Source organism: Streptococcus sp. 4094 (assembly GCF_013277125.1).
Lineage (GTDB): Bacteria > Bacillota > Bacilli > Lactobacillales > Streptococcaceae > Streptococcus.
Genome location: NZ_VMMI01000034.1, coordinates 27,787 through 50,428 on the forward strand (window position 1 = coordinate 27,787; position 22,642 = coordinate 50,428).

Below are 22,642 nucleotides of genomic sequence, written 5' to 3' on the forward strand. Positions count from 1 at the left end.
CAAAGGAGAGAAGCATGACCTACACAATCTTAATCGTAGAAGATGAGTATCTGGTAAGACAAGGCTTGACCAAGCTGGTCGATGTAGCAGCCTACGATATGGAAATCATCGGTCAGGCTGAAAATGGAAGACAGGCTTGGGAATTGATTCAAAAGCAGGTGCCGGATATCATTTTGACCGATATCAACATGCCTCAACTAAATGGCATTCAGTTGGCCAGTCTGGTCCGAGAAACCTATCCTCAGGTTCACCTAGTTTTTTTGACAGGTTACGATGATTTTGATTATGCCTTGTCTGCTGTCAAACTAGGTGTAGATGACTACTTGCTCAAGCCCTTTTCTCGTCAGGATATTGAGGAAATGTTGGGGAAAATCAAGCAAAAGTTGGATAAGGAAGAGAAAGAAGAGCAGTTACAAGATTTATTGACTGATAAGTTTGAAGGAAACTTGGCCCAGAAAATTCAGTCTCATCTAGATGACAGCCAGTTTAGTTTAAAGGCTTTGGCCAGTGACTTGGGCTTTAGCCCGACTTATCTGAGCTCTTTGATTAAGAAAGAGTTGGGTCTACCTTTTCAGGATTACCTGGTGCGAGAACGTGTCAAACAAGCTAAGCTCTTGCTCTTAACAACGGATTTAAAGATTTATGAGATAGCTGAAAAAGTTGGTTTTGAAGATATGAATTACTTTACCCAACGTTTTAAACAGATTGCGGGTGTGACACCTCGTCAGTTTAAGAAGGGAGAAGGTCGATGAAGCGTTCTTCTCTCCTAGTTAGAATGGTTATTTCCATCTTTTTGGTCTTTCTCATTCTCCTAGTTCTGGTTGGTACGTTCTACTATCAATCTAGTTCTTCAGCCATTGAGGCTACCATTGAAGGTAATAGCCAAACGACTATCAGTCAGACTAGCCACTTTATCCAGTCTTATATCAAAAAATTAGAAACCACCTCGACCAGTTTGACCCAGCAGGCGGATGTCCTAGCCTATGCTGAGAATCCCAGTCAAGACAAGGTCAAGGGAATTCGAAATCTGTTTTTGACCATCTTAAAGGCAGATCAGGACTTGAAAACTGTTGTGCTGGTAACCAAATCCGGTCAGGTCATTTCTACAGATGACAGTGTGCAGATGAAAACTTCCTCTGATATGATGGCTGAGGATTGGTACCAAAAGGCCATTCATCAGGGAGCTAAGCCTGTTTTGACACCAGCTCGTAAGTCGGATAGTCAGTGGGTTATTTCTATCACTCAGGAACTTGTTGATGCAAAGGGAGCCAATCTGGGTGTACTTCGTTTGGATATTTCTTATGAAACTCTGGAAGCCTATCTCAAGCAGCTCCAGTTGGGTCAGCAGGGTTTTGCCTTTATCATCAATGAAAACCATGAATTTGTTTATCATCCTCAACACACAGTTTATAGTTCGTCTAGCGAAATGGAGGCTATGAAACCCTACATCGAGACGGGTCAGGGCTATACTCCTGGCCACAAATCCTACGTCAGTCAGGAAAAGATTGCAGGAACTGATTGGACGGTGCTTGGTGTGTCCTCGTTGGAGAAGTTAGACAAGGTTAGGAGTCAACTCATGTGGACCTTGCTTGGAGCCAGTTTCACATCTCTTCTTGCCTGTCTCTGCTTGGTGTGGCTTAGTCTCAAACGCTGGATTGCTCCTCTGAATGACTTGAGAGAAACCATGCTGGAGATTGCTTCTGGTAATCAGAATCTGCGTGCCAAGGAAACTGGTGCCCATGAACTGAGAGAAGTGTCTCGCCAGTTCAATGCTATGTTGGATCAGGTTGATCAGCTGATGGCAGATGTTCGTAGCCAAGAAGAAACAACCCGTCAGTACCAACTTCAAGCCCTGTCCAGCCAGATTAATCCGCATTTTCTCTACAACACCTTGGACACCATCATCTGGATGGCTGAATTTCAGGATAGTCAGAGAGTGGTTCAGGTGACTAAGTCTTTGGCAACCTATTTCCGCTTGGCACTCAATCAGGGTAAAGATTTGATTTGCCTGTCTGATGAAATCAATCATGTCCGCCAATATCTCTTTATCCAGAAACAACGTTACGGAGATAAGCTGGAATATGAGATTGCTGAAAATCCTGCCTTTGATAATCTAGTCTTGCCTAAACTGGTGTTACAACCTTTGGTGGAAAATGCTCTGTACCATGGCATCAAGGAGAAGGAAGGTCAGGGACATATTAGAGTTTCTGTCCAGAAACAGGATTCGGGCTTGGTCATCCGCATTGAGGATGATGGCGTTGGCTTCCAAGATGCTGGTGATAGTAGTCAAAGTCAACTCAAACGTGGGGGAGTTGGTCTGCAAAATGTTGATCAGCGACTCAAACTTCATTTTGGAGACAATTACCAGATGAAGATTGATTCTAGGCCCCAAAAAGGGACGAAAGTGGAAATATACATAAATAGAATAGAAACTAGCTAACTCCCAGTCAATTCTGGGAGTTTTATGCGTAATTGGGCAAGCTTTCTAGGTTGTCTATCTTGCTAAAAATAAGAAAAAACGGTATGATAGAAGAGTGACAAAAGAGGTGACAGAGATGAACGAGACACAGATTCAAAGAGAAACACGTCAGATAGTAGAAGATGTTTTAGAAAAGGCCAATTTGAAGCAGGGGGCCCTTTTTGTTTTAGGTCTATCTTCTAGTGAGGTGATAGGTGGTCAGATTGGGAAAGAATCCAGTCAAGAGATTGGTGAGCTGATAGTGGAGACTATCTTGGGTATTCTAGGTAGTAGAGGTATCCATTTAGCCGTTCAAGGTTGTGAACATGTTAATCGAGCTCTCGTCGTTGAACGTCAGGTGGCAGAGCAGTTTGGTCTGGAAATCGTCAGTGTCCTTCCGACTCTCCATGCAGGAGGTTCGGGTCAGTTGGCAGCCTTTAAGTTTATGCAAGATCCAGTTGAGGTTGAATTTATCAAGGCTCATGCTGGATTGGATATCGGAGACACTGCAATTGGCATGCATGTCAAGCATGTTCAGGTTCCGATTCGCCCTCTTTTGAGAGAGATTGGTCATGCACATGTAACGGCGCTGGCTAGTCGTCCAAAATTAATCGGAGGTGCGCGTGCGCACTATCCGCAAGATTCTATTAGAAAGTCGTGAGAATGAATAAAGGAGATGAAAGTGTTTAAAAAAGACCGTTTTTCAATTCGTAAGATTAAGGGAGTTGTAGGTTCTGTATTTCTTGGAAGCCTTTTGATGGCTCCTTCTGTAGTGGATGCAGCTACCTATCACTATGTAGATAAAGAAGTTATTTCACAAGAAGCTAAAGATTTAATCAAGACAGGAAAACCTGATGGAAATGAAGTTGTATATGGTTTGGTGTATCAAAAAGACCAGCTGCCACAAACAGGGACAGAAGCATCTGTTTTGACAGCTTTTGGTTTGCTGACTGTTGGGAGCTTGCTTTTAATCTACAAGAGAAAGAAAATTGCCAGCGTCTTTTTAGTTGGAGCTATGGGATTGGTAGTTCTTCCTAGTGCAGGGGCTGTAGACCCAGTTGCGACCCTAGCACCGGCTAGTCGAGAGGGTGTTGTTGAAATGGAGGGCTATCGCTATGTTGGTTATCTATCAGGCGACATCCTCAAAACGCTTGGCTTGGACACTGTTTTAGAAGAAGCCTCAGCTAAACCTGGAGAGGTGACTGTGGTCGAAGTTGAGAATCCCCAAGTAACAACAAATCAGGAGCAAGCTAAGCCAAAAAACCAAGCAGTAGAGACAGAGGAAGCTCCAAAAGAAGAAGCACCTAAAACAGAAGAAAGTCCAAAGGAAGAACCAAAATCGGAGGTAAAACCTACTGACGACACCCTTCCTAAAGCAGAAGAGGGGAAAGAAGCTTCAGCAGAATCAGCTCCAGTTGAAGAAGTAAGTGGAGCAGTTGATTCAAAAATAGATGAACAAGCACCAGTCAAGCCAGAAAGTCAACCATCAGATAAACAAGCTGAGGAGCCAAAAGTTGAACCACCAGTAGAACAAGCAAAAGTCCCAGAACAACCCGTGCAACCTACACAACCGGAGCAACCAAGGATACCAAAAGATTCATCACAACAAGAAGATCCTAAAGAGGATAAGGTATCGGAAGAGACACCGAAACAAGAAGATAAACAGCCAGAAGTAGTAAAAACAAAAGATGAGGCTGCTAATCAACCTGTTGAAGAACCAAAAGTTGAAACGCCTGCTGTAGAAAAACAAACGGAACCAGCTGAGGAATCAAAAGTTGAACAAGTAGGTGAACCAGTTGTACCAAGAGAAGACGAAACGGCACCAATAGCACCAGTCGAGCCAGAAAAGCAACCAGAAGCTTCTAAAGAAGAGAAGACTGCGGAAGAAACACCGAAACAAGAAGAGTCAACTCCAGATACCAAGGCTGAAGAAACTGTAGAACATCAGGACGAAACACCAAAAGTAGAACATAAAACAACTCCTGAAGAAGGTGTGCTAAATGTAATAGAGATTAAGCCTGAAGTTATAGTAACTAAAGAGTCTGTGCCTTTTAAGACAATTGAGCAAGACGATGAGAATCTCACTAAGGGAGAAACAAAAGTTATTCGAGAAGGTGTGGCAGGTGAACGCACTATTTTAACTGAAGTCACTACTATTGATGGAAAACAGTCTAGTAAAGTATTAGAGGATACAATAACAACCAAGCCAGTAGATGAAATAAAAGGTATTGGTACTAAAGAACCAGTTGATAAAAGTGAGTTAAAGAATCAAATTGATAAAGCTAGTTCAGTTTCTCCTACTGATTATTCTACAGCAAGTTATGGTGCATTGACTCCTGTTTTAGAAACTGCAAAAGGTGTCTATGCTTCAGAGTCTGTAAAACAGCCTGAGGTAAATAGCGAGACAGATAAACTTAAAACGGCTATCGATGCTCTAAGTGTCGATAAAACTGAGTTAAACAAAACTATCGCTGACGCAAAATCAAAAACTAAAGAGCACTACAGTGATGCATCTTGGGCAAACCTTCAAGATGTATTAGCTGAAGCTGAAAAAGTTACAAACACCCCAGCTACTAAGCAAAGCGAAGTTGATCATGTTTATGAAAAACTTAAAGCTGCTGTCGCTGGTTTAACCACAGATAAGACCGAACTTGAAAAACAACTTCACCTTGCAAACGAAAAAACTCAAACTGACTACAGTGCTACATCTTGGAACGCTTTGGAAGAAGCGAAAACTGACGCTCAAACTGTAAAATACAACGACAAAGCTACTCAAGTTCAAATCGATGAAACTGCTAAAAAACTTAAAGCTGCTATTGATGCATTAAAAACTGATAAGACTGAACTGGAAAAACAACTTGCTGATGCTAACTCTAAGACAGAAGCTGATCATAGTCCTGCGACTTGGTCTGCATTAGAAGAAGCGAAAAAAACTGCTCAAGCCGTAGAAGATAACGCTACTGCTACTCAAACTCAAATCGATGAAGCCGCTAAGAACTTGAAAGCCGCTATTGATGCACTTAATGTTGATAAAACAAAATTACAAGAGCAAATAACAGTTGCTAATCAAAAACAAGAAACTGACTACAGTCCAAAAACTTGGAACAACTTCAAACAAGCCGAAATCAAAGCCAAAGAAATCAACGATCAAACTACTCCACTTCCTAAACAAAGTGAAATAGATGCGGCTACTAAAGCTCTTCAAGCCGCTATAAATGCTCTTGCCGTCGATAAGACTGCATTGCAAAATGCTATTAACACAGCTAACAGCAAACATAAAGAAGAATACACTACTCAAACATGGAAAGCTTTAGAAGATGCCCTTGTAGCAGCAAACCCTGTAAATTCAGATGAAGCTGCCACTCAAAGTAAAGTAGATGATGCTACTAGAAGATTACAAGAAGCTATCAAAAACTTAGTTCCATTGACTGAAAAACCAGTATTAAAATTTGTAAACACTGATAAGAAAGTATTAGAACGTGAAGCAATTGCTAAGTATTCTCTAGAAAACCAAAATAAAACAAAAATTAAATCAATTACAGCTACTCTGAAAAAAGGAGAAACAGTTGTTAGCACTGTAGAGCTTACAGGCGATGATGTAAATAATGAAACTATAGACGCAGCATTTAAAAACCTAGAGTATTACAAAGAATACACTCTATCTACAACTATGGTTTACGATAGAGGTAACGGTGATGTAACAGAAATCTTAGATAATCAACCAATCCAACTAGACCTTAAAAAAGTTGAGATTAAAGATATTAAAGAAACAAGATTGATGAAAGTGGATGAGAATGGAAATGAAACAGATAGTAGCCTTCTAGAAACTGTTCCAGAAAATCTAACGTCATATTATCTAAAAATTACCACTAATCATAATAAAGTAACAAGGCTTGCCATTACTAATATAGAGGAAGTAACTGAGGAGGAGACATCCCTATTTAAAGTTACTGCTTCAGCTCCTGATTTAATCCAACGTGATTCAAATAATAGCTTGAGTCAAACGTACACTTATTACATAGAGAAACCCAAAGCATCGCAAAATAACGTTTACTATAACTTCAAAGATTTAGTAGATGCTATGCAGAAAAATCCTAACGGTGAGTTTAAATTAGGAAAAAGTTTAGATGCACAGTATCTAGATGTTAGTAGTAAATCATATGTAACAGGTAATTTTAAGGGTACGCTCTCTAGTGATGGCGATAAGCACTATGCTATTTATAATTTGAAAAAGCCTTTATTTCATTTAATTGATAATGGTAAAGTGCAAAATATTAATTTTGAAAATGTGAATATCAATCTTCCGTCAGAAGATCATGTTTCTGTCATCAGTCATAAAATGCAAGGTGACCAGTCTCTTATTAAAGATGTTAAAGTAACGGGTAATATTACAGGTCGTAATCATGTGGCTGGATTTGTGAACTGGATAGAGCATGCTTCAAGACTTGAAAATATAGCTTTTATAGGTAATATCCATACAACTGGTAATGGTGCTAACTCCTATATGGGAGGTATTGCAGGCCGTATGTACGAAGGTATTATTGATAGAGCTTATGTCGATGCTAATCTTACAGGTAATCGTGTACGTGTTGGTGGAATTGTTGCCGTCATGGAACATAGAATAAATGGTGCTGGACGTGATAGATTTACAAAATTACGTAAGTCAGTTATGAAAGGTGTGATTAATTTATCAAACCCTGTTGAAGCTGGAGGTTTAATCAGTAAAAACTGGCCTTGGGGAAATGCTGATGACAATGTGAGTTACGCTAAGGTAGTAAAAGGTGAAATATTATATGGTTCTCCAGATATTAATGACAGTGATTTTGCATTTCCATATATTAAAAACAACTATAGTGTTTTAGGAGTTAGTGTCGGTAGTAAGTCATATACTTTATCCCATAATTTGAAAGAAATTTCCAAAGAAGATGCTGATAAACGTGTAGCTGGTTATGGCATTACTGCAAATTTGTTTGAGAGTGAAGAACTTCAAACAAATAGATTAAACAATATTGAAACTAAAGATAAAGAATATAAACTGATTCAAAACTACAAATCAGAATATGACCAAGCTTATAGAAATATTGCTAAACTTCAACCATTTTATAACAAAGACTGGATTGTAAATCAGGGTAATAAGTTAGAGCAAGATTCAAATCTTGTGAAGAAAGAAGTATTATCTGTTACAGGTATGAAGAATGGTCAATTTGTTACAGATTTATCTGATATTGATAAGATTATGATTCACTACGCTGATGGTATAAAGGAAGAAATGTCCGTGGCAGTCAATTCTGATTCTGGAGTAGCTCAAGTGAAAGAATATAATATAGTCGGTCAAAATATTGTTTACACACCAAACATGGTTGTTAAAGATCGTAGTGATCTGATGACTAAGGTTAAGGAAGCCTTGACTTCAGTAGAACTTCAGTCTGCGGGTGTCCGTTCGATCTTGGATAGACGTAATGACAGTAAAGATAAGAGTGCAAACACAGAGCAACGCCAAAATGGATATATTCGTGACTTCTATTTTGAGGAACATTTCCAAGAATTGAAGTCTAATATGGATACGATTGTCAAACATCTTGTGGAATCAGAAGATCATCAATTAAACATATCAGACGCAACTCAAAGAGCTCTTGTTAAGAAAGTTCAAGACAATAGCGCAAAAATTATGTTAGGTCTTGCTTACCTAAATCGATATTATGGTATCAATTTTGATGGTAAAACCATTAAAGACTTAATGATGTTTAAACCAGATTTTTATGGTAAAAATGTAGATGTCTTAGATAGACTGATTGAAATTGGTTCAAAAGAAAATACTTTAAAAGGTCATCGTACACATGATGCATTTAGAGAGGTATTGGCTAAGAACACGGTGTCTGGAAATCTTATTGACTTCTTACGATATAATATGAAGTTATTGACAGCCGACACAAATTTGAATGATTGGTTTATTCACTCCACTGAAGGTAAGGTTTATGTAGCAGAACGTCAGTCACGTGAAGAGGCTATTAAAACTGCTAAGTATCGTGCTTTTGACAATTTATCTCGCGGATACCATCAAAAGATGATTTTACCGCTCCTTAACCTTAAACAAACCCAAGCATTCTTGATATCGACCTACAATACTATATCATTTGGGACTGCTAATAAATACAATACCACACTGGATAAGTGGAAGGATAATATTAATTTGGCTGCAGACAGACAAATTAACTATCTTGATTTCTGGTATCGTTTAGCAACAGATGCGGTAAAAAATAAGCTTGTCAAAGATATTGTAACTCCAGTATGGGAAGGTTACCAAGTTTGGGGTCATAAATGGGGGCAATGGATGGATAAATATGGTAAGTTCGAAGATGGAACAGGCATTTATCCACCTACTCGTGAGCTTTATGGTCCTGTCGGTGAGCATTACGGTCCTAATGGAGCTGTTGCTGGGGCATATGCTACATATTATGATGACAAGAATGATACTCGAGCTAAAGTTGTATTTGTTATGTCTGATATGATTAGTGAATATGGTGCGTCTGCATTTACGCATGAGACTACTCATATAAATGACCGCGTAGCTTACTATGGAGGATACACGCATCGTGAAGGAACATTCTTAGAAGCCTTTGCTCAAGGCATGTTACAGTCCCCAGCAGAACATGGACACCAAGGTGAATACGGCGCACTTGGATTAAATATGGCATTTGAACGTTCAAATGATGGTAATCAATGGTACAACTATAACCCTAATAAGCTTCAATCACGAGAAGCTATTGATAAATATATGAAGAACTATAATGAAGCTCTGATGATGTTAGATTCTCTTGAAGCTGAAGCTGTCTTACCAAAATTACAAGGTAACAATGATAGCTGGTTCAAGAAAATGGATAAACAAATGCGTAAGGACGGACAACCTCACCAGTTTGACAAAATTCGCGATTTAAATGACACTGAGAAAGCACTTCAATTAAATAACATTAATGATTTAATTGATAATAATTTCATTACCAAACATGGTGCTCCTGGAAATAACACATACGATCCATCTGATTTTAGAACTGCTTATGTGAATATAAATATGATGACTGGTATCTATGGTGGTAATACCAGTGATGGTGCTCCTGGGGCTGCATCATTTAAACATAATGCATTTCGTATGTGGGGATATTTCGGATACGAAAATGGATTCATCGGATATGTTTCTAATAAATATAAATCCGAAGCCAATAAAGCAAGTCAAACTCTAAGTGATAAATTTATTATTGATAAAGTTTCTGGTGGTAAATTTAAAACTCTTGAAGACTGGAAAAAAACTTGGTATGAGGAAGTTCTTACAAAAGCTCAAAGAGGATTCACAGAAATTAATATTGACGGTGAAAACATCTCTTCATATAGTAGACTACAAGCATTATTCAATGCAGCTGTGACTAAAGATTTACAGGAGTTAAATGACCCTAAAATTAAAGACAAATATACAAATACTGTAAATCTTAAAGCTAAAGTGTACAAAGCATTACTTAAAAACACAGACGGTTTCTCTGGTGATCTATTTACTGCACCACAAGCATAGGGATGAATAAAATCGTAAAAAGGTAGATCAGCTTTGTCTGTATCTGCCTTTTTATGCTATACTTAAGCTATGCATAGAAAAACAGTGATTGATTTTAGGGCTTTGGGGGAGAGATACATCTTTACCCAGCCTATCAAAGAGTTAAAAACGAGAGATTTAGCGGAAGTAACAGCCTTGCTGGCACAAGTGGAAAGCTACCAAGAGCAGGGCTACTATGTGGTGGGTTATGTCAGCTATGAGGCTGCACCTGCTTTTGAGGAGAAATTAGCAGTTCATAAAGCTCCTTTACTGGCAGAGTATCTGCTATATTTTACCGTTCATGATAGGGTAGAAACATCCCCTATTCCTCTGATTTATGATGAGGTTGATTTGCCTTCAAATTGGCAGGAAGTAACGTCTGCAACAGACTATGAAAAGGCGATTGCCCAGATTCACTATCATTTGCGGCAGGGAGACACCTATCAGGTCAACTACACTGTCCAACTCAAGCAGGAGTTGTCTGCCAATCCTTTTGCTATCTACAATCGTATGGTGGTAGAGCAGGAGGCGGGCTACAATGCCTATGTGGAACATGACGAGATGGCAGTGATTTCCATGAGTCCAGAGCTCTTTTTTGAGCAGAATGACCGCGAGTTGACAACGCGCCCAATGAAGGGAACGACTCAGCGTGGGGTAACTGACCAAGAAGATCTTGAACAGGCTAGTTGGCTGGAGCAGGATCCCAAAAATCGCTCTGAAAACATGATGATTGTGGACCTCTTGCGCAACGATATGAATCGTATTTCTGAGGTGGGGAGTGAGCACGTGGAGCGTCTTTGCCAAGTAGAACAGTATTCAACGGTTTGGCAGATGACTTCGACCATCAAGAGTCAATTGCGAGAGGATGTGGACCTTGTTGAAATTTTTCGCTCTCTCTTTCCTTGTGGATCCATAACGGGCGCACCGAAAATTGCGACTATGGAGATTATCAAGGACTTGGAGCCACAACCGCGCGGAGTCTACTGTGGAACGATTGGTCTCTTGCTTCCAAATGGACGACGGATTTTTAATGTTGCTATCCGTACTATTCAACTTCACAAAGGTCAAGCCATCTATGGAGTTGGCGGAGGTATTACATGGGATAGCACTTGGGAATCTGAATATCGTGAGGTTCATCAAAAGGCTGCTGTGCTTTATCGGAAACAAGCTCTTTTCCAAATAATTACAACTGGAAAAATCAGCCAAAAACAACTGCTGTTTGAAGAACAACATCTGGAAAGACTGAGAAAAGCTAGTCGGTATTTTGCCTTTCCATTTGATTCAGAAAACTTGAAACAAAAGATAGAGGAAGAGTGTCAGGATTGTGACATTGATCAAGACTACCGCTTGCGAATTAGCCTTAGCAAGTCTGGAGAGATAGAAGTCGATCGTCAAGTATTGGAACCTCTCAGTCCAACCTTCTGCCATGCCCAACTCTGCCTGCAGGAAGCCAATTTGCAACAAGCATTTACCTATTTTAAAACAAGCCACCGACCGCATTTGAGCCTAGGGGAACAAGAGAAGATATACCACAATAAGTCAGGAGAGCTACTTGAAACCTCTATTGGAAATTTGGTTCTGAAAATCGCTGGAAAACTCTACACACCGCCTATCAGACTTGGTATCTTGCCAGGAATTTACCGTCAGTATTTACTAGAAACAGGACAAGTAGAAGAGAAAGTCTTGACCTTGACAGACTTAGCCCAAGTTGAGGCTATATATGGCTGTAATGCAGTGAGAGGCTTGTATGAACTAAGACTTGAGGAGAATTAGATGAAACTGATATTTTTGCATGGGTTAGGGCAGTCCGGAGAGAGTTGGAAAGAAGTTCGGAATCTACTGACAGATTATTCTTCTGAGGCTATCGAGTTATTTCCTTCTGGAGTTGGCAGCTATCAAAAAGCCAAGGAGCGAGTTTATCAGCAACTAGCTCAAGAGATAGAACCTTTTGTTTTGATTGGATTGTCCTTAGGTGCTGCCCTGGCACTAGAACTTTCCAGTTACGATTTACCAAATCTTCGAGCTTTGGTTTTATCAGGATGCCCGCTTAAATTAGCAGGGAATATCCTATTTTATCTTCAGTTGCTGATTTTTAAACTACTTCCCAAAAGACTATTTGAAAAACAGGGGGCAGACAAGACTTTTATAATAGGTATTTCCAAAGAATTGAAGACACTTGATTTAACGGATATAGCAGGGATTTGCCCCTATCCAACCTTACTAATTTGTGGCAGCAAAGATAAACCGAATCTTAGTTCTATGAGAAGTCTTCATAAACTAATATCAGAATCCCAATTTCAGATTATCCCAGACGGCTCTCATGTCTTGAATAAGGAAAAACCAAAGGAGTTTGTAGAAAATACCAGAAGTTTCCTTGAATTGCTGAAATAAGTTTGATAAAATAATATTGAAATCGATAACATTCCTATAGGAGAAAGTAATGAACAAACGTCTATTTTTTAAAATGAGTTTGGCGACGTTGTCAGTTTTAGCCTTATTTTCACAACCAGTTTTAGCAGAGGAAAATATTCATTTTTCTAGTTGTAAAGAAGCTTGGGCGAATGGATACGCAGATATTCACAAGGGAGAACCTGGGTATTCTGCCAGGTTAGACCGCGATCATGATGGTGTGGCTTGTGAATTGAAAAATGCCCCTAAGGGTGCCTTTAAAGCAAAACAAGAGACTACAACCCAAACTGATACAAGTTCAGCAACAACAAGTGGCTGGGTTAAGCAGGATGGTGCTTGGTACTACTTTGATGGAAATGGCAATCCAGTGAAAAATGCATGGCAGGGAAGCTATTACCTGAAATCAGATGGTAAAATGGCACAGAGTGAATGGATTTATGACTCTTCTTATCAAGCTTGGTATTATTTGAAATCAGATGGTTCATATGCTCGCAATGCATGGCAAGGAGCTTACTACCTGAAGTCAAACGGTAAAATGGCACAAGGTGAGTGGGTTTATGACTCTTCTTATCAAGCCTGGTATTACTTGAAATCAGATGGTTCATACGCTCGCAATGCATGGCAAGGAAACTACTATTTGAAATCAGATGGCAAAATGGCTAAGAATGAGCGAGTTGATGGAGGCCGCTACTATGTAGATGCCTCAGGTCTCTGGAAACCATAAATTAGATAAAATTTAGAAAGTTAATGCAAACCTTTGCATAAATGAGTGAATTTTGTTATACTAGTACTGTAAGCATTTTCAATTAATTCATAATGAAAAAGGAGAATATGATGAGTCAAAAGATTATTGGGATTGACCTTGGTGGAACTTCTATCAAATTTGCAATCTTAACAACAGCAGGAGAAATCCAAGAAAAATGGTCTATCAAGACTAACATTTTGGATGAGGGAAGTCATATCGTTGATGATATGATTGAGTCTATTCAACATCGTTTGGATTTGCTTGGATTGGCAGCAGCAGACTTCCAAGGTATCGGAATGGGATCACCAGGTGTGGTTGACCGTGAAAAAGGGACTGTTATCGGTGCCTACAACCTCAACTGGAAAACCCTTCAACCAATCAAAGAAAAGATTGAAAAAGCCTTGGGCATTCCATTTTTCATCGATAATGATGCCAACGTGGCAGCTCTTGGTGAGCGCTGGATGGGTGCTGGTGATAACCAACCAGATGTTGTCTTTATGACACTCGGTACTGGTGTTGGTGGCGGTATCGTTGCAGAAGGCAAATTGCTTCACGGTGTTGCTGGTGCAGCAGGTGAGCTTGGCCACATCACTGTTGACTTTGACCAACCAATTGCATGTACTTGCGGTAAGAAAGGTTGCCTTGAGACAGTTGCTTCAGCAACAGGGATTGTCAACTTGACTCGTCGCTATGCGGATGAATACGAAGGCGATGCAGCTTTGAAACGCTTGATTGATAACGGAGAAGAAGTAACTGCTAAGACTGTCTTTGACCTTGCAAAAGAAGGAGACGACCTTGCTTTAATCGTTTACCGTAACTTCTCACGTTACTTGGGAATCGCTTGTGCTAACATTGGTTCAATCCTAAACCCATCAACAATCGTTATCGGTGGTGGTGTATCAGCTGCGGGAGAATTCCTTCTACAAGGTGTTCAAAAAGTCTACGATGAAAATAGTTTCCCACAAGTACGCACATCTACTAAATTAGCTCTTGCAACTCTAGGAAATGACGCTGGAGTTATCGGAGCAGCATCACTTGTATTGCAATAAGATAAAGAAGGAGAAAATTGCTTTCTAAAAGCGAGTGATTTTCCTCCTTTCTTTTTTTATGCTATACTAGTTAGGACAATAAATGAGGTGAGAGTAAATGACAAAAGCAGATACGATTTTTAAAGAGAATATTGAACGAATCCTCAAAGACGGTGTCTTTTCTGAGCAGGCCCGTCCCAAGTACAAGGATGGGACTGTTGCCAACTCTAAATATGTAACGGGTGCATTTGCTGAGTATGACTTGGCAAAAGGAGAATTTCCTATCACAACCTTGCGTCCCATTGCCATCAAATCCGCCATCAAAGAAGTTCTCTGGATCTACCAAGACCAGTCCAATAGCCTAGAAGTGCTGAATAGCAAATACAATGTTCACTACTGGAATGATTGGGAAGTGGGAAATACAGGAACCATCGGTGAGCGCTATGGTGCCGTTGTTAAGAAACACGACATTATCAATAAGCTTCTTAAACAGTTGGAAGCCAATCCTTGGAACCGCCGCAATATCATCTCCCTCTGGGATTACCAAGCTTTCGAAGAAACAGATGGGCTGCTCCCATGCGCTTTTCAGACCATGTTTGATGTCCGTCGTGTTGATGGGGAAATCTATCTGGATGCGACCTTGACCCAGCGTTCGAATGACATGCTGGTGGCCCACCACATCAACGCTATGCAGTACGTGGCTCTTCAAATGATGATTGCCAAGCATTTTGGCTGGAAGGTTGGGAAGTTCTTCTATTTTATCAACAACCTCCATATCTATGACAATCAATTTGAACAAGCTCAGGAATTGCTTCGTCGTGAGCCGTCAAACTGCCAACCACGTTTGGTCTTGAATGTTCCAGATGGGACCAATTTCTTTGATATCAAAGCAGAAGATTTTGAGTTGGTGGATTATGACCCTGTCAAGCCACAGTTGAAGTTTGATCTAGCTATTTAATACTCTTCGAAAATCTCTTCAAACCACGTCAGCGTCGCTTCATCAACAACCTCAAAACAGTGTTTTGAGCTTACTACGTCAGTCTTATCTACAACCTCAAAACGGTGTTTTGAGCAACCTGCGGCCAGTTTCCTAGTTTGCTCTTTGATTTTCATTGAGTATAAAAGAATAGAAAAAAGAAGTTGAGAAAATAACTCCCAACTTCTTTTGTTTCTTAACGTGATACGCGACGTCGAGCTGCTTTTTTACGGTTTTCTTCGATGAAAGCTGCTTTTTGCTCTTCTGGTTCGATTACTTTCTTTTTAAATGCGTATACTGCACCTGCAACGGCAGCGACAGTTCCTGCGACACCTGTTACAAGACCTTTAGCGAATCCTTTAGTCATGAGTCTTCCTCCTTTATCTTCTTAATCAGCCAGCCTCCTCAAGAGGTCACATTTTTCTGACTGACCTTTTTGTGTTATAATAATAGTAACGAAAAAATGGGAATTTTTCAAGGAAAAAAGATGAAAACAAAAATAATTGTGATTGTTGGACCGACTGCAGTTGGAAAGACGGCTCTAGCCATTGAAGTGGCCAAGCGTTTTAATGGCGAAGTGGTTAGTGGAGATAGCCAGCAAGTCTATCGAGGTCTGGATATTGGAACGGCTAAGGCTAGTCTAGAAGAGCAGGCAGCTGTTCCTCATCATTTAATCGATGTTAGAGAGGTAACCGAGTCTTACTCGGCTTTTGATTTTGTTTCAGAAGCTAAGATGGCTATTGAGGATATTCACAGTCGTGGCAAGCTAGCCATTATCGCCGGTGGGACTGGACTTTATATCCAGAGCTTGCTAGAAGGTTACCACCTGGGTGGGGAGACACCTCATGAGGAGATTTTGGCCTATCGGGCTAGTTTAGAGCCTTATACAGATGAGGAATTAGCTCATCTGGTGGAGCAAGCTGGCCTTGAGATTCCCCAGTTTAATCGTCGTCGTGCGATGCGTGCCTTGGAAATTGCCCATTTTGGTCAGGATTTGGAAAATCAAGAGACCTTGTATGAACCATTGATTATCTGCTTGGATGAAGAGCGCAGTCAACTTTATGAGCGTATCAACCACCGAGTGGATTTGATGTTTGAGGCTGGGCTTTTGGATGAGGCCAAGTGGCTTTTTGACCATTACCCTGATGTGCAGGCTGCTAAAGGAATTGGTTACAAGGAACTCTTTCCTTATTTCCGTGGAGAGCAGAGTTTGGAGGAAGCTAGTGAGAGCCTCAAACAGGCGACCCGTCGTTTTGCCAAGCGTCAGTTGACCTGGTTCCGTAATCGCATGCAGGTCACCTTTTATCAGATTGGAGAAGCTGGTGTGCAAGACCGAATTTTAAGCCAGATAGAGGAGTTTTTAGATGATTGAAACGGAGAAAAAAGAGGAACGGGTCCTGCTCATTGGTGTAGAATTGCAGGGCATGGACAATTTTGATCTCTCTATGGAAGAATTGGCCAGTCTAGCTAAGACAGCTGGGGCAGTCGTTGTAGATAGCTACAGACAAAAACGTGAAAAGTATGATTCTAAGACCTTCGTCGGCTCTGGTAAGTTGGAAGAAATTGCCCTCATGGTGGATGCAGAAGAAATCACCACTGTCATCGTCAACAACCGTCTGACCCCAAGGCAAAATGTCAATCTAGAAGAAGTTCTGGGTGTTAAGGTCATTGACCGTATGCAGTTGATTTTGGATATCTTTGCCATGCGAGCTCGAAGCCATGAAGGGAAGCTCCAAGTTCACCTAGCCCAGCTCAAATACCTCTTGCCTCGCTTGGTTGGTCAGGGAATTATGCTCAGCCGTCAGGCAGGGGGAATTGGTTCCCGTGGTCCTGGTGAAAGCCAGCTGGAGTTGAACCGTCGTAGTGTTCGCAATCAAATCACGGATATCGAGCGCCAACTCAAGGTGGTTGAGAAAAATCGGGCCACAATCAGAGAAAAACGTCTGGAGTCCAGCACCTTTAAGATTGGTTTGATTGGTTACACCAATGCTGGGAAGTCAACTATTATGAACACCTTGACCAGTAAAACCCAGTATGAGGCTGACGAGCTCTTTGCGACTCTGGACGCGACGACTAAGAGTATCCATCTGGGGGGCAATCTTCAAGTAACTTTGACAGATACCGTGGGCTTTATCCAAGATTTGCCGACAGAGTTGGTGTCCAGTTTTAAGTCGACCTTGGAAGAAAGCAAGCATGTGGACCTTCTGGTTCATGTTATCGATGCCAGCAATCCTTACCATGAGGAGCATGAAAAAACGGTTCTGTCTATTATGAAAGACTTAGATATGGAAGATATTCCTCGCCTGACCCTCTATAATAAAGCGGATTTGGTGGAAGATTTCACGCCTACCCAAACGCCTTATGCCCTCATTTCTGCCAAGTCTGAGGATAGTCGTGAGAATTTGCAGGCTTTGTTTTTAGAGAAAATCAAGGATATTTTCGAACCCTTTACCCTGCGAGTGCCTTTTTCAAAGTCCTACAAGATTCATGATTTAGAAAGTGTTGCGATTCTTGAAGATCGTGACTACCAAGATGATGGAGAAGTGATTACAGGCTACATTTCTGAGAAAAATAAATGGAGGTTAGAGGAATTTTATGACTGATATTAAAACGTTGGCTCTAAAATATGGGGGCTATACAAATCTGGACAAGGTCTATCTGGATCAGCTTCTAGCTGGCAAGACAGAGCAGGAGCAGTTGACACTTATCACACCTCCGCCAAGTGTGGTCAATGCCTACTTTGCAGAGCTATACCAGAAAAAGAGTCCTGAGACTGCGACGAATTATTTTGCAGAAGTCAGTCAGGAACTGAATCTCTACAATGCTGAACCTAGTTTCACTCTTGAAAACAAACCTTTTATTCGCCTTAACCTGTCTGGTAAATCCTTTGGTTTTTGCTATGAGAGTGAGGGTCTGGGTCGGATTTTCTCTGAAAATGAAAAGGTAATCTCAGATGACTTGCTTTTTGAAATTGCGCAAATTTTCCCCCATCAACTGGTCTTTGAGGAGTCTGGCAAGATTTACATGAAGGCTGTTGGAGATGAGGAAGTTGTTAGCATGGAGAGTCTAACAGCTTTGACTGATTTGGAAAGCTTGGCTGATGGTCGCAAGCGTCTTAAAGGATACAGCCAAGAGGAGCTATTACAAGAAGCTACTGCTTTTTCTGGCAAGCGCTATTTCCGATCGGAAAACCGCACAGCCATGTTATATATTGATTAATTAGGAAGTATCGAATGGATATTCAATTTTTAGGAACGGGGGCTGGCCAGCCCTCTAAAGCCCGCAACGTTTCAAGTCTCGCCCTGAAACTTTTGGACGAGATTAACGAAGTCTGGCTCTTTGACTGTGGAGAAGGTACGCAAAATCGCATTCTGGAAACCACAATTAGACCACGTAAGGTCAGCAAAATCTTTATCACTCACTTGCATGGAGACCACATTTTTGGTCTGCCAGGTTTCCTTTCTAGCCGTGCCTTTCAGGCCAATGAAGAGCAGACAGATTTGGAAATCTATGGACCGCAAGGGATTAAGTCCTTTGTCTTAACCAGTCTTCGTGTGTCCGGTTCGCGCCTGCCTTACCGTATTCATTTTCATGAGTTTGACCAAGATTCTTTAGGAAAAATCCTTGAAACCGATAAATTCACGGTGTATGCAGAGGAGCTGGATCATACTATTTTCTGTGTTGGCTATCGTGTCATGCAAAAGGACCTAGAAGGTACCTTGGATGCTGAAAAGCTCAAGGCTGCTGGCGTCCCATTTGGCCCACTTTTTGGAAAAATCAAAAACGGTCAGAACGTTGTTCTCGAAGATGGGACTGAAATCAAGGCAGCTGACTATATCTCAGCGCCACGTCCAGGTAAGATTATCACTATTCTTGGTGACACCCGAAAAACTAGTGCCAGTGTGCGTCTGGCTGTTAATGCCGATGTCCTTGTCCATGAATCCACTTATGGCAAGGGTGATGAAAAAATTGCTCGTAACCATGGCCACTCTACTAACATGCAAGCTGCACAAGTAGCGGTAGAAGCAGGTGCCAAACGCCTCTTGCTCAACCATATCAGTGCCCGTTTTCTCTCAAAAGATATCAGCAAACTCAAGAAAGACGCTGCTAGTGTTTTTGAAAATGTCCATGTGGTCAAAGACTTGGAAGAAGTGGAAATCTAAAAGCTTGAGAAAGGATAAGTATGTCTACTATTCTCATTACCGGAGCTAGCGGTGGTCTAGCCCAAGAAATGGTCAAACTCCTGCCCAATGACCAACTCATCTTGCTTGGTCGAAATAAGGAAAAATTAGTCCAAATCTACAGAAATCATCCCTGTGCAGAATTGATTGAAATCGATATTACCGATGATTCAGCCTTAGAAACTCTGGTAACTGACCTCTATCTCCGTTATGGCAAGATTGATGTCTTGATAAACAACGCTGGTTACGGGATTTTTGAGGAATTTGACCAGATTTCCGACCAAGATATTCATCAGATGTTCGAGGTCAATACCTTTGCCCTTATGAATCTATCTCGACGCCTTGCGGCCCGTATGAAAGAGAGTCGAAAAGGCCATATCATCAATATTGTTAGCATGGCAGGTTTGATTGCTACTGGCAAGTCCAGTCTCTACTCAGCGACCAAGTTTGCGGCCATTGGCTTTTCAAATGCGTTACGTCTCGAACTTATGCCCTATGGAGTCTATGTGACAACAGTCAATCCCGGACCAATCCGAACAGGATTTTTTGACCAGGCCGACCCAGATGGCACCTATCTCAAATCGGTTGACCGCTTCCTTTTAGAACCAGATGCAGTGGCTAAAAAGATTGTCAAGATTATAGGGAAAAACAAACGAGAACTCAATCTCCCGATTTTGTTGAACCTAGCCCATAAGTTTTATACTCTCTTTCCCAAGCTAGCTGATAAGTTGGCAGGGGAGACTTTTAATTATAAGTAAAAAGAACCAATGCGTAGGTTGTTGCTAGCCTACATATTGGTTCTTATCATTTCTCAACTATCAAACTGAACTTCTTCTAGTAGATAGTCGATAAAGCGTTCGCCCATCTTGGATAGGCTGGTTTTTTCATGCTGGATATAGACCAGCTCAATTGGGTCATCAATATCCAGTGGGATAGAAACGATATTGTCTCCGTTGAGGTTACTGTTCAAAATCCCTGTTGCAATGGTATATCCATCCAAACCAATCAAGAGATTAAAGAGGGTAGCACGGTCGCTGACTACGATGGATTTCTTGTGGTGTTCTTGGGAAAGAATCTCTTCTGAAAAGTAGAAGGAGTTGTGCGTCCCTTGGTCATAACTCAGATAAGGGAAATTCTCCAAATCAGACAGTTTAACCTTGTCTTTCTTTGCCAGAGGGTTGGTCTTGCTGACAAAGATATGCGGTTGCGCTGTGAAGAGATGGTGAGCCAGCAGGTGATTGTCATCCAGCATCTTGGTTAAAACATCTCGGTTATAACTGTTTAAAAAGAGGACACCAACTTCACTACGGAAGTTCTTGACGTCGTCGATAATTTCCCAAGTACGAGTTTCACGAAGGAAGAGCTCGTATTTCTCCATATCGCTTTTCTTGAGCAAAGAGACAAAGGCATTGACCACAAAGGCATAGTGCTGAGACGAAACGCTAAAGAGTTCGCGGTGGGCGACAGGATTTTTATAGCGTTCCTCCAGAAGCTGGGTTTGCTCGACAACCTGACGGGCATAAGAGAGAAACTCCATCCCATCACGGGTCAAGGTGATGCCCTTAGGATTACGAATAAAGATTTCAATGCCCATTTCATTTTCCAAATCTCTCACAGCATTGGAAAGACTTGGCTGAGTGATAAAGAGTTGCTTGGCTGCTTCATTCATGGAGCCAGTTTCGACGATTTTGATAATATAATGTAATTGTTGAATTCTCATGTTTTTATTGTACCACACTTGCCTTAGAATCGCCAAAGAAGATAGGAAAATCAGGGTATTGTGTAAGTCTCTTCTTGAAAAAAACACAAAATTTTGCTAGAATGAGTCTTATGAAAACATTCTATGATGTGCAGCAATTCCTCAAACGATTTGGTATTATTGTTTACATGGGAAAACGTTTATATGATATTGAACTGATGAAGTTGGAACTCTCTCGGATTTACGATGCAGGGTTGATGGACAAATTAGACTATCTGGAAGCAGAAGCGGTTCTTCGCAGAGAGCACAAGGTAGAATTGGATTATATTGAGAAAAATGGAGAAAAGAACTAATGGTTACTTGGATTTTGTGGGCACTTATACTGGCAATGTTGGCGTGGATGGGCTTTAACTATCTTCGTATTCGCCGTGCGGCTAAAATTGTGGACAATGAGGAATTTGAAGCCTTGATTCGTACGGGTCAATTGATTGATTTGCGCGACCCAGCTGAATTCCACAGAAAACATATTCTTGGTGCCCGCAATATTCCTTCAAGTCAGTTGAAGACTAGTCTTGCAGCCCTTCGTAAGGATAAACCTGTCCTTCTCTACGAAAACCAACGTGCGCAGCGTGTCACAAATGCAGCCCTTTATTTGAAAAAACAAGGTTTTTCTGAGATTTATATCCTTTCTTATGGACTGGATTCTTGGAAAGGGAAAGTCAAAGTTGAGAAATAAGAAAACGAGCTTGGATGTTTCCGAGCTCATTTTTTAACCACTTTTTCTGAGAAATTCACGAATGCTTGTCAGCTCTTCTGAGTTGAGGGAGCGATAGTCTCCCTCTTGCAGGTTTTCATCCAAGCTCCAAGGGCCAAAATGGGTGCGTTTGAGGGAGGTCACCTTGACACCAACCGAGAGAAACATTTTCTTAACCTGATGAAATTTTCCTTCTGAAATGGTGATGGAGGCTTGACTGAAGGAAGGACTTGCAGATAGAATCTCTAGTCTTGCAGCTTTACAGACAGTGCCATCTAAAAAGACAATTCCCTTTTGAAATGCTTGGATATGGTCAGGTGTTAGAAGTCCATTAACCTCAACTTGATAAGTCTTATTCACATGATATTGGGGATGGAGGAGCTGAAAGCCCAAGGGACCGTTATCGGTCAAGAGGAGGAGTCCTGTCGTATCTCGGTCCAGTCGGCCGACGGCATAGAGCTTGTCAGACTGGATGTCAGGCGGAAGGAGATCCATGACTGTTGGAAGTTTCTTGTCTTTGTTGGCTGTAACGACACCAGCAGGCTTATGAAGCATAAGGTAGGTGTGCTCATAGCCTTGAATGATTCGGTCCTGATAAAGGAGTTCTTGTAGTCCTGTATCGATGTTTTGGGCTAAGGAGCGGGCTGGGCAAGCATCGACTAAAATTTCTCCTTTTAGTAAGGCTTGTTTCATGGCCTTTCGACTGATTTTTTCTTGGGCTAATAAATTATCTAAACGCATACTGTGCCTATCTTATCATAAGTCGCTTGCTTTGAAAAGGCTTGATGTGAAAAGAAAAGCATAGTGAAAACA

20 protein-coding genes are annotated in these 22,642 nt (G+C 41.1%); 16 read left to right on the plus strand and 4 right to left on the minus strand.

Annotation, left to right across the window (positions count from 1 at the left end):
- Positions 1–14 precede the first annotated feature (14 nt).
- From HT721_RS08065 to HT721_RS08105, 9 genes are all read left to right on the plus strand, one after another.
- Entirely contained in the window at positions 15–752 is a 738-nt protein-coding gene (locus HT721_RS08065; protein WP_173213831.1) for a response regulator transcription factor, read from the plus strand.
- Positions 749–2,440, plus strand: coding sequence for a sensor histidine kinase (locus HT721_RS08070; RefSeq protein WP_173213828.1), 1,692 nt, complete (start codon positions 749–751; stop codon positions 2,438–2,440). Before HT721_RS08065 ends, HT721_RS08070 begins: the two co-directional genes overlap by 4 nt.
- A 115-nt stretch (positions 2,441–2,555) precedes the next feature.
- Positions 2,556–3,119, plus strand: coding sequence for a TIGR01440 family protein (locus HT721_RS08075; RefSeq protein ID WP_050390108.1), 564 nt, complete (start codon positions 2,556–2,558; stop codon positions 3,117–3,119).
- Positions 3,120–3,140: 21 nt separating this feature from the next.
- Positions 3,141–10,019 (plus strand): ZmpA/ZmpB/ZmpC family metallo-endopeptidase, encoded by a 6,879-nt coding sequence (locus tag HT721_RS08080; RefSeq protein WP_173213826.1) that lies wholly within the window; start codon positions 3,141–3,143, stop codon positions 10,017–10,019.
- A 69-nt stretch (positions 10,020–10,088) separates the two neighbouring features.
- Positions 10,089–11,810: an aminodeoxychorismate synthase component I gene (pabB, locus tag HT721_RS08085; RefSeq protein WP_173213824.1), complete on the plus strand. Its 1,722-nt coding sequence runs from the start codon at positions 10,089–10,091 to the stop codon at positions 11,808–11,810.
- Positions 11,811–12,428, plus strand: a complete 618-nt coding sequence (locus HT721_RS08090) for an alpha/beta hydrolase (RefSeq protein ID WP_164226712.1) — start codon at positions 11,811–11,813, stop codon at positions 12,426–12,428. It begins immediately after the preceding gene.
- A gap of 49 nt (positions 12,429–12,477) precedes the next feature.
- Positions 12,478–13,170 carry an excalibur calcium-binding domain-containing protein gene (locus HT721_RS08095; protein WP_173213822.1) on the plus strand — a complete coding sequence of 231 codons (693 nt, stop codon included), beginning with the start codon at positions 12,478–12,480 and terminating at the stop codon, positions 13,168–13,170.
- 110 nt (positions 13,171–13,280) lie between these two features.
- Positions 13,281–14,240 carry an ROK family glucokinase gene (locus tag HT721_RS08100; protein WP_033684051.1) on the plus strand — a complete coding sequence of 320 codons (960 nt, stop codon included), beginning with the start codon at positions 13,281–13,283 and terminating at the stop codon, positions 14,238–14,240.
- A gap of 97 nt (positions 14,241–14,337) precedes the next feature.
- Positions 14,338–15,177 carry a thymidylate synthase gene (locus HT721_RS08105; protein ID WP_173229551.1) on the plus strand — a complete coding sequence of 280 codons (840 nt, stop codon included), beginning with the start codon at positions 14,338–14,340 and terminating at the stop codon, positions 15,175–15,177.
- On the opposite strand, the gene HT721_RS11185 is transcribed toward HT721_RS08105, so the two are convergent.
- The gene (locus HT721_RS11185; protein WP_240149583.1) at positions 15,174–15,332 is read right to left on the minus strand and encodes a chlorohydrolase; all 159 of its coding nucleotides are present in this window, start codon (positions 15,330–15,332) and stop codon (positions 15,174–15,176) included. The genes HT721_RS08105 and HT721_RS11185 overlap by 4 nt on opposite strands.
- Before the next feature lie 59 nt (positions 15,333–15,391).
- The gene (locus tag HT721_RS08115; protein ID WP_173213818.1) at positions 15,392–15,562 is read right to left on the minus strand and encodes a DUF3042 family protein; all 171 of its coding nucleotides are present in this window, start codon (positions 15,560–15,562) and stop codon (positions 15,392–15,394) included.
- Positions 15,563–15,682: 120 nt separating this feature from the next.
- Here HT721_RS08115 and miaA point away from each other — a divergent pair, with 120 nt between their 5' ends.
- From miaA to HT721_RS08140, 5 genes are read left to right on the plus strand one after another with little or no spacing between them, the layout of a single operon-like run.
- Entirely contained in the window at positions 15,683–16,567 is an 885-nt protein-coding gene (miaA, locus tag HT721_RS08120; protein ID WP_173229553.1) for a tRNA (adenosine(37)-N6)-dimethylallyltransferase MiaA, read from the plus strand.
- Positions 16,560–17,798 carry a GTPase HflX gene (hflX, locus tag HT721_RS08125; protein WP_173213813.1) on the plus strand — a complete coding sequence of 413 codons (1,239 nt, stop codon included), beginning with the start codon at positions 16,560–16,562 and terminating at the stop codon, positions 17,796–17,798. The genes miaA and hflX overlap by 8 nt, the downstream gene beginning before the upstream one ends.
- Positions 17,791–18,414: a cystathionine beta-lyase gene (locus tag HT721_RS08130; protein WP_173213811.1), complete on the plus strand. Its 624-nt coding sequence runs from the start codon at positions 17,791–17,793 to the stop codon at positions 18,412–18,414. Before hflX ends, HT721_RS08130 begins: the two co-directional genes overlap by 8 nt.
- Before the next feature lie 14 nt (positions 18,415–18,428).
- On the plus strand, positions 18,429–19,358 hold the full coding sequence (rnz, locus tag HT721_RS08135) for a ribonuclease Z (protein WP_173213809.1): 930 nt from the start codon (positions 18,429–18,431) through the stop codon (positions 19,356–19,358).
- Positions 19,359–19,378: 20 nt separating this feature from the next.
- The gene (locus HT721_RS08140; protein WP_173229555.1) at positions 19,379–20,134 is read left to right on the plus strand and encodes an SDR family oxidoreductase; all 756 of its coding nucleotides are present in this window, start codon (positions 19,379–19,381) and stop codon (positions 20,132–20,134) included.
- Between the two features lie 53 nt (positions 20,135–20,187).
- On the opposite strand, the gene HT721_RS08145 is transcribed toward HT721_RS08140, so the two are convergent.
- On the minus strand, positions 20,188–21,096 hold the full coding sequence (locus HT721_RS08145; protein ID WP_001222592.1) for a LysR family transcriptional regulator: 909 nt from the start codon (positions 21,094–21,096) through the stop codon (positions 20,188–20,190).
- Between the two features lie 101 nt (positions 21,097–21,197).
- Here HT721_RS08145 and HT721_RS08150 point away from each other — a divergent pair, with 101 nt between their 5' ends.
- On the plus strand, positions 21,198–21,428 hold the full coding sequence (locus HT721_RS08150; RefSeq protein ID WP_001808324.1) for a YqgQ family protein: 231 nt from the start codon (positions 21,198–21,200) through the stop codon (positions 21,426–21,428).
- Positions 21,428–21,811, plus strand: coding sequence for a rhodanese-like domain-containing protein (locus tag HT721_RS08155; protein ID WP_000259257.1), 384 nt, complete (start codon positions 21,428–21,430; stop codon positions 21,809–21,811). Before HT721_RS08150 ends, HT721_RS08155 begins: the two co-directional genes overlap by 1 nt.
- Positions 21,812–21,844: 33 nt before the next feature.
- Here the strand turns inward: HT721_RS08155 and HT721_RS08160 are convergent, their stop codons facing one another.
- Entirely contained in the window at positions 21,845–22,570 is a 726-nt protein-coding gene (locus HT721_RS08160; RefSeq protein WP_173213805.1) for a 16S rRNA pseudouridine(516) synthase, read from the minus strand.
- Between the last annotated feature and the right edge of the window lie 72 nt (positions 22,571–22,642).

Coding starts and splice junctions, on each gene's coding strand:
- HT721_RS08065 (WP_173213831.1), top strand. CDS start 15: ATGACCTACACAATCTTAATCGTAGAAGATGAGTATCTGGTAAGACAA.
- HT721_RS08070 (WP_173213828.1), top strand. CDS start 749: ATGAAGCGTTCTTCTCTCCTAGTTAGAATGGTTATTTCCATCTTTTTG.
- HT721_RS08075 (WP_050390108.1), top strand. CDS start 2,556: ATGAACGAGACACAGATTCAAAGAGAAACACGTCAGATAGTAGAAGAT.
- pabB (WP_173213824.1), top strand. CDS start 10,089: ATGCATAGAAAAACAGTGATTGATTTTAGGGCTTTGGGGGAGAGATAC.
- HT721_RS08090 (WP_164226712.1), top strand. CDS start 11,811: ATGAAACTGATATTTTTGCATGGGTTAGGGCAGTCCGGAGAGAGTTGG.
- HT721_RS08095 (WP_173213822.1), top strand. CDS start 12,478: ATGAACAAACGTCTATTTTTTAAAATGAGTTTGGCGACGTTGTCAGTT.
- HT721_RS08100 (WP_033684051.1), top strand. CDS start 13,281: ATGAGTCAAAAGATTATTGGGATTGACCTTGGTGGAACTTCTATCAAA.
- HT721_RS08105 (WP_173229551.1), top strand. CDS start 14,338: ATGACAAAAGCAGATACGATTTTTAAAGAGAATATTGAACGAATCCTC.
- HT721_RS11185 (WP_240149583.1), bottom strand. CDS start 15,332: ATGAAAATCAAAGAGCAAACTAGGAAACTGGCCGCAGGTTGCTCAAAA.
- HT721_RS08115 (WP_173213818.1), bottom strand. CDS start 15,562: ATGACTAAAGGATTCGCTAAAGGTCTTGTAACAGGTGTCGCAGGAACT.
- miaA (WP_173229553.1), top strand. CDS start 15,683: ATGAAAACAAAAATAATTGTGATTGTTGGACCGACTGCAGTTGGAAAG.
- hflX (WP_173213813.1), top strand. CDS start 16,560: ATGATTGAAACGGAGAAAAAAGAGGAACGGGTCCTGCTCATTGGTGTA.
- HT721_RS08130 (WP_173213811.1), top strand. CDS start 17,791: ATGACTGATATTAAAACGTTGGCTCTAAAATATGGGGGCTATACAAAT.
- rnz (WP_173213809.1), top strand. CDS start 18,429: ATGGATATTCAATTTTTAGGAACGGGGGCTGGCCAGCCCTCTAAAGCC.
- HT721_RS08140 (WP_173229555.1), top strand. CDS start 19,379: ATGTCTACTATTCTCATTACCGGAGCTAGCGGTGGTCTAGCCCAAGAA.
- HT721_RS08145 (WP_001222592.1), bottom strand. CDS start 21,096: ATGAGAATTCAACAATTACATTATATTATCAAAATCGTCGAAACTGGC.
- HT721_RS08150 (WP_001808324.1), top strand. CDS start 21,198: ATGAGTCTTATGAAAACATTCTATGATGTGCAGCAATTCCTCAAACGA.
- HT721_RS08155 (WP_000259257.1), top strand. CDS start 21,428: ATGGTTACTTGGATTTTGTGGGCACTTATACTGGCAATGTTGGCGTGG.
- HT721_RS08160 (WP_173213805.1), bottom strand. CDS start 22,570: ATGCGTTTAGATAATTTATTAGCCCAAGAAAAAATCAGTCGAAAGGCC.